Source organism: Acuticoccus sp. MNP-M23 (genome assembly GCF_031195445.1).
Lineage (GTDB): Bacteria > Pseudomonadota > Alphaproteobacteria > Rhizobiales > Amorphaceae > Acuticoccus.
Window position 1 is genome coordinate 4342340 of sequence record NZ_CP133480.1, and the last position, 15247, is coordinate 4357586.

Below are 15247 nucleotides of genomic sequence, written 5' to 3' on the forward strand. Positions count from 1 at the left end.
TGATGGCGGACGAACCCAAACAGATCTCCGCCGAGCGCGGAAAGATGCTGTCGGCCCTGCGCAACCTGTGGCCCTACATGTGGCCGACGGGGCGGCCGGACCTGAAGCTCCGCGTCGGCCTTGCGCTTCTGGCCATGGTGGTGGCGAAGATCATCACCGTTCTCATCCCCTACACCTACAAATGGGCGACAGATGCGCTCACCGTCGGCGAGTTCGGCACCGCCGGACCTGCCAGCGGCAATGGCCTGGAGCTCCCCGCCTATGTCGTGGGTCCGGTGATGCTGGTCATTGCCTACGGTGTCGGACGCATCACCATGATGGCATTCAACCAGCTGCGCGACGGGCTGTTTGCCAAGGTTGGCCAGCATGCAGTGCGGCAGCTGGCGCGGCGCACGTTCGTGCACCTCCATGCCCTCTCGCTGCGCTACCACCTGCAACGGCGCACCGGCGGGCTGTCGCGCGTGATCGAACGCGGGGTGAAGGGGATCGAGACGCTGGTGCGCTTCACCATCCTCAACTCCATCCCCACGGTGCTGGAGTTCATTCTGGTTGCGGCGGTGGTCGCCTATCAGTTCTCCTTCTCGTATGTCGGCGTGATTGCGGCCATTGTGGTGGTCTACGTCTGGTTCACCGTGCGCGCCTCGCAGTGGCGCATCGCCATCCGCCGCGAGATGAACGAGTCCGATACGGACGCAAACTCGAAGGCGGTCGACAGCCTGATCAACTACGAGACGGTCAAATATTTCAACAACGAGCAGATGGAGACCGACCGCTTCGACCGTTCGATGGCGCGCTACGAGGATGCCGCCATCCGCACATGGACGTCGCTGTCGTGGCTCAACATCGGCCAGACGGTCATCTTCACCGTGGGCCTCACCACGCTGATGGTGATGTCGGCCAAGGCCGTCATGGCCGGCGAGCAGACGCTGGGCGATTTCGTGATGGTCAATGCCCTTCTGATGCAGCTGTCCATTCCGCTTAATTTCATCGGGTTCGTCTACCGCGAGATCAAGCAGGCGCTGGCCGATATCGAGACCATGTTCGGCATTCTCCAGCTGCCGGCCGAAGTGGTCGACAAGCCCGGCGCCCCGCCGCTCGACGTGCCGCAAGGCAATGTGCGCTTCGACAATGTGGTCTTCCACTACGATCCGGAGCGGCCGATCCTGCATGGCATCGACTTCGAGGTTCCGGCGGGGACGACGCTTGCCATCGTCGGCCCGTCGGGCGCCGGCAAGTCCACCATTTCGCGTCTCCTTTACCGCTTTTATGATGTGGCAGGCGGCGCCATCCGGATCGACGGGCAGGATATTCGCGATGTTTCGCAGGACTCGCTGCGCCGGATGATCGGCATCGTTCCGCAGGACACGGTGCTGTTCAACGACTCCATCGCCTATAACATCGCCTACGGCCGGCCCGGCGCTACGGATGCGCAGGTGCAGCGGGCCGCCGAGATGGCGCAGATCGGAGACTTCATCCGCGCCCTGCCGAACGGCTTTGCCACAGAGGTGGGCGAGCGCGGGCTGAAACTGTCCGGCGGCGAGAAGCAGCGCGTGGCGATCGCCCGCACCATCCTGAAAGCACCGCCGATCCTGATCCTCGACGAGGCCACCTCCGCGCTCGACACCAGGACCGAAGAAGAGATCCAGACCGCGCTCGACGAAGTGGCGCAGGGTCGCACCACGCTTCTCATCGCGCACCGGCTCTCCACGGTGGTCAACGCGGACCAGATCATTGTGGTCGAAGCTGGGCGGATTGTGGAGCGCGGCACCCATCAGGCGCTGGTGGACAAGGGCGGTCTCTACCACGAGATGTGGGAGCGGCAGCGGCGTGATGCAGAGGCCCTGCCCGGCCCGCAGGACGAGCCGGAGCGCATCTTGTCCGTGCGCGAACGCGAGGAGCGGAGTTAGCGCATTCCGGCCAAGGCCGTCCGGCGATCAGTCGATGTCGGGCGGGCTCGGCAGCGGGATATCGTCCAGCGTGATCCCGCTGTTCAGGAGAAGGAGCAGGAGGCCGAAGCCGGCGGCGGCGGCCACTGTGGTGATGAGGATTTTAAGCCCCATGCGCGGACGGGCGGGCGCGCCCCGCTCATTGCCTTCCACAAGCTCGCTATCGTCCACCGGGTCGCGGTTGAACATGGCGAGGACGGGAAAGAACATCATCCACCAGATGATGAAGTAGACCGCGATGGCACTTGCGATGCCGATGCCGATATCCATGGCGTTGTCTCTCTGCCGCGGCGAACCGGGCTATCCGGCTCCGACTAGATTTCTTCAAGCTCGGTCAGAACGCCGCCAATGTCCTTGGGGTGAATGAACACAACGGGCTTGCCGTGCGCGCCGATCCGGGGCGTCCCGTCCCCAAGAACGCGCGCCCCCTCAGCCACCAGACGCGCGGTGGCGGCGCCGATGTCGGACACTTCGTAGCAGACATGGTGCAAACCACCGGCCGGATTTTTCTCCAGAAACGCGGCGATGGGCGATTTGTCGCCCAGCGGCTCCAGAAGCTCGACCTTGGTGTTGGCGAGGGTGACGAACACGACCCGAACCCCATGCGCCGGCAGATCCTGCGGCTCGGACACCGTCGCGCCCAGCGCACCGCGGTACAGCGCGGCAGCAGCCGCCACATCCGGCGTGGCGATGGCGACGTGGTTGAGCCGTTCGATCATGCCAGCCCGTCAGGTGATGATGGATACGAACACATGGCACATGGGCTTCTTGCCCCAGCGCTGGCCCATGTGGGAGCGAATGGCCCGGCGCGCAGCCTGTCCCACAACATCGCGATCCCGCCGGCGGTTGCGCGGAATGCTCTCGACTGCATTTTCCACTGCATCGGCCAGCGCTTCGGAGAAAAGTTCGCCCTCGTCGTCCTTTTCCGGGATCCCGACCAGAACAACCTCCGGGTCCGAATCCAGCTCGAACCGTTCGTCCAGTGTCACCATCGCCGAAATGATGCCGGCGACCGCCAGCGTGCGCCGCTCGCGCACATTGGATTCCTCCGGCGTGCGCAGGAGGCGCCCGTCGAGCAGCAGGACGTCGCTCAGCACCTCGTCGATCACGCGGGCGGGTCCCGGCGCAAGACGCACCATCTTGCCGTTTTGCGTCAGGACGACCTCTGAAATGCCCTCTGCCTTGGCAAGCTTTGCCTGGGCGACAAGGTGCGCCGGCTCACCGTGTACCGGCACCAGCACCTTCGGCCGGACCAGCTTGTACATTTCCTTCAGCTCATCGCGCCGCGGGTGGCCGGAGGTGTGGACGAGCCCGTCCCGGTCGGTGACCACCTCGACACCCTGCAGCGCGAGGCCGTTGATGACGTTGTTGACTGACTTTTCGTTGCCCGGAATGGTGCGCGACGAGAAGATCACCCGGTCTCCGGAAGACATCGCGACCCGCGGATGCTCGTCGCTGGCGATCCGGGCGAGTGCCGCCCGCTCCTCGCCCTGGCTGCCCGTGAGGAGAAGCAGCACCTTTTCGCGCGGCAGGTGGCCGAAATCATCTTCCGACAGCGGCGCGGGCACGCCATCCAGAAAGCCGCACTCAGCCGCGACGCTGATGACCCGCCGCATGGCCCGGCCCATCACCACAACGTGCCGGTCGGCCGCAGCCGCCGCCTCCATGATGGATTTGAGGCGGGACACGTTGGACGAGAAGGCCGTCACCGCAACACGGTTCTTCGCCGAAGCCACCCAGGTCTTCAGCCCCTCGCACACTTCGTGCTCGGACGGCGAATGGCCCTCGCGGTTGGCGTTGGTGGAATCGCACATCATCGCGACCACGCCAGCATCGCCGATTTCGCGCAGGCGCTCGATGTCGATGGCCTTGCCGACGCCGGGGCGCTTGTCGATCTTCCAGTCGCCGGTGTGGACGATCGTGCCGAGCGGCGTGGTGATCGCCAGCGCATTGGGCTCCGGGATCGAGTGCGAGACCGCCACCAGCTCGACCTTGAACGGGTCGAGATCGATGGTGGCGCCCTGCTCCACGACCCGCACGTCCGGGTAATTGTGGCGGCCGTTTTCGCTCGCCTTGGCCTTCAGCAGGCCGGCGGTGAAGCGGGTGGCATAGACCGGCACTTCAAGCCGCGGCCAGAGATCCAGCAGCGCGCCATAATGGTCTTCGTGCGCATGGGTGATGATGATGCCGAGGAGATTGTCCTTCTCCTCTTCAATAAACGCGGTATCGGGCATGATGAGGTCGACGCCGGGCGTGGTGCGCAGATCACCGAAGGTGACCCCCACGTCGACGATGATCCACTTCTTGGCGTGTGGCGGACCGAACCCGTAAAGGCCTAAATTCATTCCGATCTCGCCAACTCCCCCTAAGGGAAGAAAGACGAGTTCATTCGAATCACTCATAAACGCTCCGTGCGGACGAAAACATCTCCCGCTGAAATTGTGCGGGTGCCGCCTTCCTGTTCCAGGATAAGGCGGCCGTCTTCGTCTAGGCCGAGAAACCGGCCCTCGATGGAATTTGAATCGTACCGTACGACCACGGGCAGTCCAATGCCAACTGCGCGTTGCAGCCAGCGCGCACGGATTGTTTCTATCCCGTCCGGCGCCGTCAGCGCGGCAAATATTTCGCCGAGTGCCGGGCGCAGTGCGGCAAACACCGTGTCAGCTGTGGCATCAGCTGCATACGCTCCAACCTTCGTGGCCGCAACGTCCGCCGGGGCGTGACTGACATTTACGCCAAAGCCGATCACCGCCCGCCGGGCCGTCATGCTGGTCTCGGCTTCGATGAGGATGCCGGCGCACTTGGCGCCATCCACCAGAACATCGTTGGGCCATTTGAGCTGCGGCGCGATGCCGAAGGTGGCCAGCGCATCGCCCAGCGCGACCGCGCAGGCCAGCGGCAGCAGCGCAAACACGCGCGGCGCCCAGTCCGGCGAAAAGGCGTAGGAGGCGTACAGATTACCGGGTTCAGACGACCACGGCCGCCCTCGCCGCCCCCGTCCGGCAGTCTGCCGCGCTGCGGTCAGCCAGAGCGGCGTGCCACTGGCGCGCAGCCGCGCCATGGCTTCGTCATTGGTGGAGCCCGCCTCCGCAAGCGCGGCGACGGGCGCCGCGTCCGGCGTCAAAAGAGGCTCTGCGCAGCCGTCGTCGCGGCGGAGAGGATCGGCGTCCAAACCAGGAAGAACAGGATCGAGAAAGCACCGGACAGGGCAAGGATGACCCGCAATTCACCCGCCATCGGCTCGAACCGGTCGCGCGGCTCGTCGATCATCATGATCTTGATGATGCGCAGGTAGTAGTAGGCGGCAACGGCAGAGGAGAGCACGCCGATGACGGCAAGCGGGATCATGTCTGCCTCGACAGCTGCGAGGAAGACGTAGAACTTGCCGAAGAAGCCGACCATCGGCGGGATGCCTGCCAGCGAGAACAGCAGCATCGTGAACGCCGCGGCCATCCAGGGCTTGGTGCGCACCAGACCGGCGAGATCGTTGATGTCTTCAACCATGCCCTCATCGGCGCGGCGCATGGCGAGGATGCACGCGAACGCGCCCAGCGTGGTCGCCAGATACACCGTCATGTAGATGACGACGCTGACGATGCCGCCCTCGGTGCCGGCGGCAAGGCCGATCAGCGCGTAGCCGATGTGGCCGATAGAGGAATAGGCCATCAGCCGCTTGATGTTGGTCTGCGTGATGGCCGCGAACGCCCCCAGCACCATCGACATGATGGAGAGGAACACGACGATCTGCTGCCACTGGTCGGCCGCGGGCTGGAAGGCGTCGATCATCACGCGGGTGAAGAGCGCCATGGCCGCCACCTTGGGCGCTGCCGCAAGGAAGGCTGTGACCGGGCTCGGCGCCCCCTCGTAAACGTCCGGCGTCCACATGTGGAACGGGACGGCGGACACCTTGAAGGCAAGGCCCGCGATCACGAACACGATGCCGAAGACCACGCCAAGGCCCACGCCATCCGCCGCCATGCCGGCCGCAATGCCGTTGAACTGGGTGGAGCCGGTGAAGCCGTAGATCAGGCTGATACCGTAAAGGAGCATGCCGGAGGACAGCGCGCCGAGGACGAAATATTTGAGGCCCGCCTCGGTGGAGCGCGTGGAATCGCGGTTAATGGAAACCACCACATAGATCGATAGCGACTGGAGTTCGAGGCCGAGATAGACGCCGATCATGTCGTTGGCGGAGATCATCAGCATCATGCCGACCGTCGCCAGCATGATGAGGACGGGATACTCGAACCGCGGGAAGGACTGGTGCCGCGCATAAGCCGTCGACATGGCAACGCAGAAGCCCGCCGCCAGCAATGTCAGGATCTTGAGATAGCGGGAGAACCCGTCCTGAATGAACGCCCCGTCGAACGTGGTGCGCAGCGGCGTGAACACCAGCATGATCGCGATGGCGCCGACGATCGAGAAGATCGCCAGAAGGCTGATGGTCGGCACCGCTTCTTCGTCGGAAAACGCGCCGCCGATCAGGAGGCCAATGGCCGCCACTGCGAGGAAGATCTCCGGCAGGATCGGCAGAATGTCGGGAAAAGTGTGTTCCATGGCCTAGTGCCCGGTGGTTTCGGCGGCCGCGCCACCAGTTTCGGCGTGGTCTGCGGCGGCATCCTCGGACGCATGCGGTGCGCCCTCCGGGCTGGCGTGACCGCCATCGCTATGGTCATCACCGCCGTGGCTGGTCGCCTCTTCGGGCACATCCTTGCCAGCGGCAATCAGGCCGGCGCGCACGGCATCGGAGGAAGAGCCGGTGGTCTGCGTGAAGGAATTGGTGTCCACCACGGGGCGGGTCTGCGGCATTTCAGCTTCCGCAATGTCTGCAATCAGCGCGTTGACCGAAGCGTCGGTCACCTTGAGCACCGGGTTCGGATAGACGCCGAAGGCGATGGTGAGGACGACCAGCGGGACCAGAATGAATTTCTCGCGGGTGGAGAGATCCAGCATCCGGCGCATCGACTCTTTCTCAAGCGGCCCGAGCACAACCCGGCGGTAAAGGTAGAGTGCATAGGCTGCCGACAGGATCACGCCGGTTGTGGCGAGAACCGCAGTCCAGGTGGACGTCTTGTACGTGCCGACCAGCGACAGGAATTCACCGACGAAGCCCGACGTGCCCGGCAGGCCGACATTGGCGAGCGTGAACACCAGGAAAACGGTGGCGTACCAGGGCATCCGGTTGATGAGCCCGCCATAGGCCGAAATTTCGCGGGTGTGCGCCCGGTCGTAGACGACGCCGACGCACAGGAAGAGCGCAGCCGAGACAATGCCATGGGACAGCATCAGGAAGACGGCGCCCTGCACGCCCTGCTCGTTCATCGCAAAGATGCCCATGGTGACGAAGCCCATGTGCGCGACGGACGAATAGGCGATCAGCTTCTTCATGTCCTTCTGCGCCAGCGCCGTCAGCGATGTGACGATGATCGCGATCACCGACAGCGTGAAGACGAGCCACGCAAAATCGGCCGAGGCGTTGGGGAACATTGGCAAGGAAAAGCGCAGGAAACCGTAGCCGCCCATCTTCAGCAAGATGCCGGCAAGGATGACGGAGCCCGCCGTCGGCGCTTCGACGTGTGCGTCCGGCAGCCAGGTGTGGACTGGCCACATCGGCATCTTCACGGCAAACGACGCGAAGAAGGCAAACCAGAGCCAGACCTGCATGTCGGCCGGGAATTGGTAGGCCAGAAGCTCGGGGATCTGCGTCGTCCCGCTCTCCCAGTACATCGCGATGATGGCGATGAGCATGAGCAGCGAGCCGGTCAGCGTATAGAGGAAGAATTTGAACGTGGCGTAGATCCGCCGCGGTCCGCCCCACACGCCGATGATGAGGAACATCGGGATGAGGCCGCCCTCGAAGAAGATGTAGAAGACCACGATGTCGAGCGCGGCGAACACGCCGATCATAAGCATCTCGAGGATCAGGAACGCGACCATGTATTCGCGCACCCGGTCCGTGATCGAGCGCCAGGACGCCAGGATGCAGAACGGCATCAGGAAAGTGGTCAGGACGATCAGCGGCATGGAGATGCCGTCAACGCCGAGGTGGTAGCTGATGAGGCCGGGGATCCAGTCGCGCTTCTCGACGAACTGGAATCCTGCGTCCGCGGTGTCGAAGCCGATCCACAGCGCCAGCGAGATGACGAAGTTGAACAGCGTCGTGATCAGCGCGACGCGGCGGATATTCTCCAGCGCGTTCTCGTCGTTGCCGCGCACCGCAAGGATGAACGCAACGCCGACCAGCGGCAGGAAGATGATGATGGAGAGGAGCGGCCAGTTGCTCATCGGCTCGGCGCCTTGCGGGAGGAAGGCCGGATCGCGGCGGTCATAGGATGCCCCGGTCGAAGGCGATCATCACGGTGACGAAGATGGCGATCCCCGTCAGCATCACGAACGCGTAGTGGTAGAGATAGCCGGTCTGGAGGCGGCTTGCGAAACCCGCAATGTCCTTCACGCGGGCGGCGATGCCATCGGGGCCGAGACCGTCGATGATCTTGCCGTCGCCGCGCCAGAACAGGCGGCCAAGCGCACGGGCCGGGCGAACGAAGATGAAGTCGTAAAGCTCGTCAAAGTACCACTTGTTGTAGAAGAACGCATGGAACCGCGGGAACGTCTCGACGAACTTCTTCGGCAGCCCCGGCGACATCATGTAGAAGATCAATGCGATCACGAAGCCGACGACCATGACGATGGCGGGTGACAGCACCACCCAGCCGGGCACGTCATGCACGGTGTGCAGGATGTGGTTGCTGGCCGCGGTGTAGATCGACCCGCCCCAGAAGGATCCGGCGGTCTCGCTCTCGAAGGAGTGGACGAACACGTAGCCCGCAAACAGCGCGCCAAGGCTGAGCACTGCCATGGGCACCAGCATCGTCCACGGCGATTCGTGGGCGTGCTTGAAGGTATCCGCCGGCGCACGGGTCTTGCCGTGGAACGTCATGAACAGGAGGCGCCAGGAGTAGAACGAGGTCAGGAGCGCTGCGCCGACGGTCATGATGAAGGCGTACATGCCGAGCCAGCCGCCGCTCGCGTACGTGCTCTCGATGATGAGATCCTTGGAGAAGTAGCCGGCCGTGAGCGGGAAGCCCGTCAGCGCCAGAGAGCCGATGACCATGCCCGCGTAGGTGAACGGGATCTTCTTCCAGAGGCCGCCCATGCGGCGCATGTCCTGCTCGTCGTGCATCGCGTGGATGACGGAGCCGGCGCCGAGGAACAGCAGCGCCTTGAAGAAGGCGTGGGTGAACAGGTGGAACACCGCGAAGCCGTAGGCGCCCATGCCGAGTGCCGCAAACATGTAGCCGAGCTGCGAGCAGGTGGAATAGGCGATCACGCGCTTGATGTCGTTCTGGGCGCAGCCGATGGTGGCGGCGAACATCGCGGTCGTGGCGCCGATGAAGGCGACGAGTGCCAGCGCATCCGGCGCAAATTCGAACAGCGGCGACATGCGGGCGACCATGAAGACGCCGGCCGTGACCATGGTTGCGGCGTGGATGAGGGCCGACACGGGGGTCGGGCCTTCCATCGCGTCCGGCAGCCAGGTGTGGAGGCCAAGCTGGGCCGACTTGCCCATCGCGCCGATGAAGAGGAGCACGCAGACAAGCTCCAGCGCCGCAATGTTGATGCCGAGGAAGTTGAACGTGAGGTCGGCGAGCACCGGACCGGACGCGAACACGGCATCGAGGCTCACCGCGCCGGTCAGCGCGAAGAGGGTGAAGATGCCCAGAAGGAAGCCGAAGTCGCCCACGCGGTTGACCACGAACGCCTTGATGGACGCAGCGTTGGCCGACGGCCGGTCGGACCAGAAGCCGATGAGAAGGTAGGACGCGAGGCCGACGCCTTCCCAGCCAAAGAACATCTGAAGGAGGTTGTCGGCGGTCACCAGCATCAGCATGGCAAAGGTGAACAGCGACAGGTAGGCGAAGAACTTCGCCTTGGCCGGGTCGTGGCTCATGTAGCCGAACGAGTAGAGGTGGACCAGCGAGGAGACGGTGGTCACCACAACCAGCATCACCGCGGTCAGCGTGTCGACGCGCATGCGCCACGCGATCTCAAGGTCGCCGGAGATGATCCATTGCGCGACGAGAATGCGCTCGGTGGGCGCATCGCCGAAGCCCCAGGCTGCGAAAACGACCCAGGAAAGGACCGCGCACACGAAGAGGAGCCCGGTGGTGAACACCTGCGCCGCCGTATGCCCGACCTGGCGGCCGAACAGGAAGGCGAACAGGAAGCCGACAAGCGGCAGGAAGACGATGAGTTGAACCACGAACTAGCTCCCCTGCCCCGGTCGGACGGCGTGGTGCGGTGTCCCACTGGTGGCGTGAGGCATCTGGGGCGATGCGGCAGGAATCATTCAGTCTTTCCTCGAACGAGACCGGGTCGGACAGGGGAAACGGGCCGCAGCGGCGCGTGCCTCTCTTACCGGACGGGTCAGGGCGCGTCCACCGCGCCCCTGCCCCACGCTTGCATCGTGCGCGCCAGTGCGACTTTGGCGCACGACGCCATGAAAAATTGTCGCGTCTGTCGACGCCAGCGGCCCGCCGGGGCCACTGCTGGACAGGCTGGCCGGCACGCCGGTCAACCTCTCAGCGTGTCGATTTCCTCCACCGCGATAGTGCCGCGGTTGCGGAAGAATGCGACCAGGATCGCAAGACCGATGGCCGCCTCGGCAGCCGCCACGGTCAGAACGAACAGGGCGAACACCTGGCCGACAAGATCGTTGAGCGCCGCGGAAAAGGCGACGAAGTTGATGTTCACAGCCAGCAGGATCAGCTCGATCGACATCAGGATGACGATCACGTTCTTGCGGTTCACGAAGATGCCGAAGATCCCGATGACGAACAGGATCGCCGCAACCGTGAGATAATGCGACAGGCCGATCATAGCTGTAGCCCCCGGCCGGATGCGACGTCCTTGACTTCCATCGTGTCCTCGCGGCGGCGGTTCACCTGCTCGACGATGTTCTGCCGCTTGGCGAAATTATTGTGCCGCAGCGTCAGCACGATGGCGCCGATCATGGCGACCAGCAGGATGAGGCCGCAGACCTGGAAGTAGAAGGCGTAGCGCGTGTAGAGCACCAGGCCCAGTGCCTCGGTGTTGGTGATCTCGCCGGGCGGCGGGATCGGCACGGACTGGAGTTCAGCCAGCGACGGGGCCAGCGTGTAGGCGCCGAGCACGAAGACGAGCTCGACCAGAAGCACGATGCCCACCAGCGCGCCCACCGGCAGATATTGCATGAAGCCCTGCCGCAGCTCGGCAAAGTCCACGTCCAGCATCATGACCACGAACAGGAACAGCACCATCACCGCGCCGACGTAGACGACGATCAGCACCAGCGACAGGAACTCCGCCCCTGCGAGCATGAAGATGCCGGCACCGTTGACGAAGGCCATGATGAGGAAGAGCACCGAATGAACCGGGTTCTTCGACGAAATGACCATCAGCGCGGATGCAAGCATCACGGCGGCGAAGAGATAGAAGAACAAGGAAGCTAGCGTCATCCGGAAATCCGTCTAAGCGGCGCTGGGGAATGCGAAAGGTGGCCGCCCGAGCAGCTCCCGCCCTCTTAGCGGACGCACAATCGAACGTCCACCGCAGGAGGCACGAATGAACGCCTCGATAATTCGCCGGGCCGGGCCAATGTGACTTTCATGGCTTGCGCGAAGGGGACCATTGCAAAAAATTGCCTCAGCCACCGCGCTGCCGCATGTGAATCTCGAACATTTTCACGTCCCGCAGCCAGCGCCCGAACGCCACCGTGAGCGCGTAGGAGAAGCCGTAAACCCCGCGCAGCGCCAGCTTTTTGAAGACATATTCCTTGAAGAAGTAGACCGGCATCGCGAAAAAGACGCGCAGGACGATGACCGGCAGCGGCTTCAGCGCCGCCTCGGCCCGCGCATCGGTATTGCGGTTCTGTTTTGCCACCACGTGCCCGATGCTTGAAAATGCGTGGTGCATAAGCGGTGCATCCATCGTCCTGAGCGGCGTGCCACCCGGCAGATCCAGCTGATCCCAGGCCTGACTGTCCGGAACGCGAATCGCGGTCCGGTTATAGACTCGGTTCCGGTAGGCAATCTTCACGCCGTAAAATGGCTTGCCGAACGGCGGCACGGTGACGAGCTTCAGCCGGAGGACCGTGTTCGCCGGCGGATTGGCGTTCAGAACCGCCGCAATCTCCGCGGCCAGATCGTCGGTCACCACCTCGTCGGCATCAAGGTCCAGCAGCCAGTCGTGCTGCGCCGCGGTCTCGCCAATCCGTTTTTGCCGTCCGGTACCGATCCAGGGCTGATCCACCACTCGCGCACCGGCCGCCTCGGCAATTTCGCACGTGCCGTCGGTAGAACCGCTGTCGACAACAATCACCTCGCGCGCCACCTTCAGGGCGCCACGAACTACCGCATCCACCATCCGCTCTTCGTTGAGGGTGCGAATGTACGCACTCAGAAGAGGACGGGGGTCGCCATCGCCCTCGTGCATCTCGGCACGCGGGGCTGGCGCCATGGTGTCTGCCTCGGCGGTCATGGTCTCGGTCCTGCTGACGTGGATGCCGCATCATCGCAAAAGCGGCTCCAAATGCCAATGCACCGCGAAACCGCATTGCACAAAGCGCCACCTCAAAAGGCAATCTGCACGCGCTCTGTTTAAATGCCGGCGCGCCGTCCCCATATTCGCCCGAACCGTCTTTTTGGAGTGTTTCATGCGCGCTTTGAGCCGCCTTCGTGGTCTTGTCCTCCTCGCCATACTCAGCGTCGGGTTGACCCTCGTCGCGACTGACTTTGCAGAAGCCCGCCGCGGCGGCGGCTTCGGCAGCAGGGGCGCACGCACTTTCAGCACCCCCGCCCCCACCCGCACCGCGCCGAAACAGGCCCAGCCAGTGAACCGCTCGATGACCCCGCAGCAGCAGTCCGGCCAGCCGGGCGCTGCCGGTGCCACACGCAATGGCGCAGCCGCAGCCGGCCAGCGCGGCGGCATGTTCGGCGGGATGATGGGCGGCCTTCTCGGCGGCCTCATGCTGGGCGGTCTGATCGGCATGATGTTCGGCGGCGGTCTTGGCGGCATGGCAGGCTTTCTCGGCCTAATCCTGCAGGTCGGCATCGTGATTCTGGTGGTCTCCCTGCTGATGCGCTATTTCCGCTCCAAGAAGGAGCCGGCGCTTGCCGGTGCATCCGGCGCACGCCCGCAGCGGTTTGACTTCGAGTCCGCCGGCAGCGGCATGGGTGCTGCGCCCGCCTCGTCCGCCGGGGCGGATGCTGCCGCCATCGTTGGCGACGGCACCGACGAGATCGGCATAACTAATGACGACCTCGAAGCCTTCGAGCAGCTTCTCGTCGAGATCCAGGCATCATTCACCCGCGAAGACTATGCCGGCCTTCGCGCCCGCTCGACCCCGGAAATCGTGTCATTCCTGTCCGAAGAGCTGAGCGAGAATGCCGTCAACGGCGTGCGGAACGACGTGACGGACGTGAAGCTTCTGCAGGGCGACCTTGCCGAAGCCTGGCGCGAGAACAACGACGAGTACGCCACGGTGGCCATGCGCTACGAAAGCGTCGACGTCATGCGCGATCGCAACACCGGCGCCATTGCGGATGGCGATGCACAGCCCAGCGAAACAATCGAGGTCTGGACCTTCGTGCGCCCTGTCGGCGGCGACTGGAAGCTTTCCGCCATTCAGGACGTCTGAGCGCACCAACTCAGGCAAAAGCCCGCGGCGGGATCACCCGCCGCGGGCTTTTTTGTGTCTTGCTCAGGCGCCCTGTGACGCCCTGCGTGCCGGCTTCAGTGCAATTCGGGTCCGAACACGCGGGAAAAGATCACGTCCACATTGCGCAGGTGGGACGCCTCATCGAAGGCAGCCGCCCGCTCCTGCAGGTCGACGGCAGCGCAGATGTCCTCGTCCGCCTCGACCAGATCGCGAAAGCGGCCCTCGCCATTGTGTGCGGCCATCGCGTTGCGCTGGACGAGGTGGTAGGCGTCCTCCCGCGAAACGCCGGCCTTGGTGAGCGCCAGCAGGAGCTGCTGGGAGTGGATGAGACCACCCAGAAGATCGAGGTTGGCGGCCATCCGCTCCGGCCTTACCACAAGCCCCTCGATCACGCCGGTGAGCCGCGACAGGGCAAAATCCAGCGTTACCGTCGCATCCGGCCCGATCATCCGCTCCACCGACGAGTGCGAGATGTCCCGCTCATGCCACAGCGCAACGTTTTCCATCGCCGGGAGCGCGTAGGCACGCACCATGCGGGCAAGGCCGGTCAGGTTTTCGGTGAGAATCGGGTTCTTCTTGTGGGGCATTGCGGAAGACCCCTTCTGCCCCTTGCCGAACGCCTCCTGCACCTCGCCCACCTCGGTGCGCTGCAGGTGCCGGATTTCGGTGGAAAGCCGCTCGACGGACGAGGCAACCACACCCAGTGTCGCGAAAAATGCCGCGTGACGGTCCCGCGGGATCACCTGTGTGGAAATCGGCTCCACAAACAGCCCCATCTTTTCGGCAACGTGCGCCTCAACCCGCGGGTCGATGTGCGCAAACGTCCCGACCGCGCCGGAGATTGCGCAGGTGGCGACCTCTTCGCGCGCCGCCAGAAGCCGGGTCCGCGCCCGCTCGAACTCGGCGTAGGCGAACGCGAGCTTGAGGCCGAATGTGGTCGGCTCGGCATGGATGCCGTGGCTGCGGCCGATGGTCGGCGTCAGCTTGTGTTCCATGGCGCGGGTGCGCAGTGCCGACAGCAGCTTCTCCACGTCGGCAATCAGCAGGTCGGCGGCGCGGGTGAGCTGAACGGCAAGCGTGGTGTCGAGCACGTCCGACGACGTCATCCCCTGATGCACGAAGCGGGCTTCGGGCCCGACAATCTCGGCAAGATGGGTGAGGAACGCGATGACATCATGCCGGGTCTCGCGCTCGATCTCGTCGATCCGCGCCACGTCGAACACGGCGGCGCTTCCCTTTTCGCGAATCACCTCTGCGGCTTCGGCCGGAATGGCGCCGAGATCGGCCATCGCATCGGCCGCATGCGATTCAATTTCGAACCAGATGCGGAACCGTGTTTCCGGCGACCAGATCGCACTCATTTCGGGACGCGAATAGCGCGGGATCATTTTTTTGCTTCTCCTCAGGTGCCCGGACGGGCGGTCTTCTCGGGGCGCAGGCTTTCGGCGCAGACTGTCAACAATGTCGGCAAAAACGCCCGGAAGCCTGCCCCTCGCCGTTGCGGGGCTTGGCTGGCAAGCGCCACGCAATAACCCCTTTGCGCCTCATTCGGCAATCACGACCCTTTTTGCAAATTGGCGAAATGCAATGCTTCACCAAGCCG

At 64.1% G+C, this 15247-nt stretch carries 13 protein-coding genes; 2 read left to right on the forward strand and 11 right to left on the reverse strand.

Going from position 1 to position 15247, the window contains the following annotated elements; translation table 11 throughout:
- Positions 1-2: 2 nt before the first annotated feature.
- A complete protein-coding gene (locus RDV64_RS20000) occupies positions 3-1907 on the forward strand; it encodes an ABC transporter ATP-binding protein/permease (protein ID WP_309196720.1) in 1905 nt (634 codons plus the stop codon).
- Positions 1908-1934: 27 nt separating this feature from the next.
- Here the strand turns inward: RDV64_RS20000 and RDV64_RS20005 are convergent, their stop codons facing one another.
- From RDV64_RS20005 to RDV64_RS20050, 10 genes are all read right to left on the reverse strand, one after another.
- Complete coding sequence (locus RDV64_RS20005) at positions 1935-2216, reverse strand: DUF1467 family protein (protein WP_309196721.1); 282 nt, start codon at positions 2214-2216, stop codon at positions 1935-1937.
- 44 nt (positions 2217-2260) lie between these two features.
- Positions 2261-2665, reverse strand: a complete 405-nt coding sequence (gene mce / locus RDV64_RS20010) for a methylmalonyl-CoA epimerase (RefSeq protein WP_309196722.1) — start codon at positions 2663-2665, stop codon at positions 2261-2263.
- A 9-nt stretch (positions 2666-2674) separates the two neighbouring features.
- Positions 2675-4291, reverse strand: coding sequence for a ribonuclease J (locus tag RDV64_RS20015; protein WP_309196723.1), 1617 nt, complete (start codon positions 4289-4291; stop codon positions 2675-2677).
- Between the two features lie 53 nt (positions 4292-4344).
- Complete coding sequence (locus RDV64_RS20020) at positions 4345-5070, reverse strand: biotin--[acetyl-CoA-carboxylase] ligase (protein WP_309196724.1); 726 nt, start codon at positions 5068-5070, stop codon at positions 4345-4347.
- Complete coding sequence (gene nuoN / locus RDV64_RS20025) at positions 5067-6503, reverse strand: NADH-quinone oxidoreductase subunit NuoN (protein WP_309196725.1); 1437 nt, start codon at positions 6501-6503, stop codon at positions 5067-5069. Before nuoN ends, RDV64_RS20020 begins: the two co-directional genes overlap by 4 nt.
- Positions 6504-6506: 3 nt before the next feature.
- Positions 6507-8231 (reverse strand): NADH-quinone oxidoreductase subunit M, encoded by a 1725-nt coding sequence (locus tag RDV64_RS20030; RefSeq protein ID WP_309196726.1) that lies wholly within the window; start codon positions 8229-8231, stop codon positions 6507-6509.
- A 40-nt stretch (positions 8232-8271) separates the two neighbouring features.
- Positions 8272-10209: an NADH-quinone oxidoreductase subunit L gene (nuoL, locus tag RDV64_RS20035; RefSeq protein WP_309196727.1), complete on the reverse strand. Its 1938-nt coding sequence runs from the start codon at positions 10207-10209 to the stop codon at positions 8272-8274.
- A gap of 311 nt (positions 10210-10520) precedes the next feature.
- The gene (gene nuoK, locus RDV64_RS20040; RefSeq protein WP_309196728.1) at positions 10521-10826 is read right to left on the reverse strand and encodes an NADH-quinone oxidoreductase subunit NuoK; all 306 of its coding nucleotides are present in this window, start codon (positions 10824-10826) and stop codon (positions 10521-10523) included.
- The gene (locus tag RDV64_RS20045; protein WP_309196729.1) at positions 10823-11443 is read right to left on the reverse strand and encodes an NADH-quinone oxidoreductase subunit J; all 621 of its coding nucleotides are present in this window, start codon (positions 11441-11443) and stop codon (positions 10823-10825) included. Before RDV64_RS20045 ends, nuoK begins: the two co-directional genes overlap by 4 nt.
- Before the next feature lie 187 nt (positions 11444-11630).
- On the reverse strand, positions 11631-12464 hold the full coding sequence (locus tag RDV64_RS20050) for a glycosyltransferase family 2 protein (protein ID WP_309196730.1): 834 nt from the start codon (positions 12462-12464) through the stop codon (positions 11631-11633).
- Between the two features lie 175 nt (positions 12465-12639).
- Here RDV64_RS20050 and RDV64_RS20055 point away from each other — a divergent pair, with 175 nt between their 5' ends.
- A complete protein-coding gene (locus RDV64_RS20055; RefSeq protein WP_309196731.1) occupies positions 12640-13623 on the forward strand; it encodes a TIM44-like domain-containing protein in 984 nt (327 codons plus the stop codon).
- A gap of 95 nt (positions 13624-13718) precedes the next feature.
- On the opposite strand, the gene purB is transcribed toward RDV64_RS20055, so the two are convergent.
- Positions 13719-15032, reverse strand: coding sequence for an adenylosuccinate lyase (purB, locus tag RDV64_RS20060; RefSeq protein ID WP_309196732.1), 1314 nt, complete (start codon positions 15030-15032; stop codon positions 13719-13721).
- Between the last annotated feature and the right edge of the window lie 215 nt (positions 15033-15247).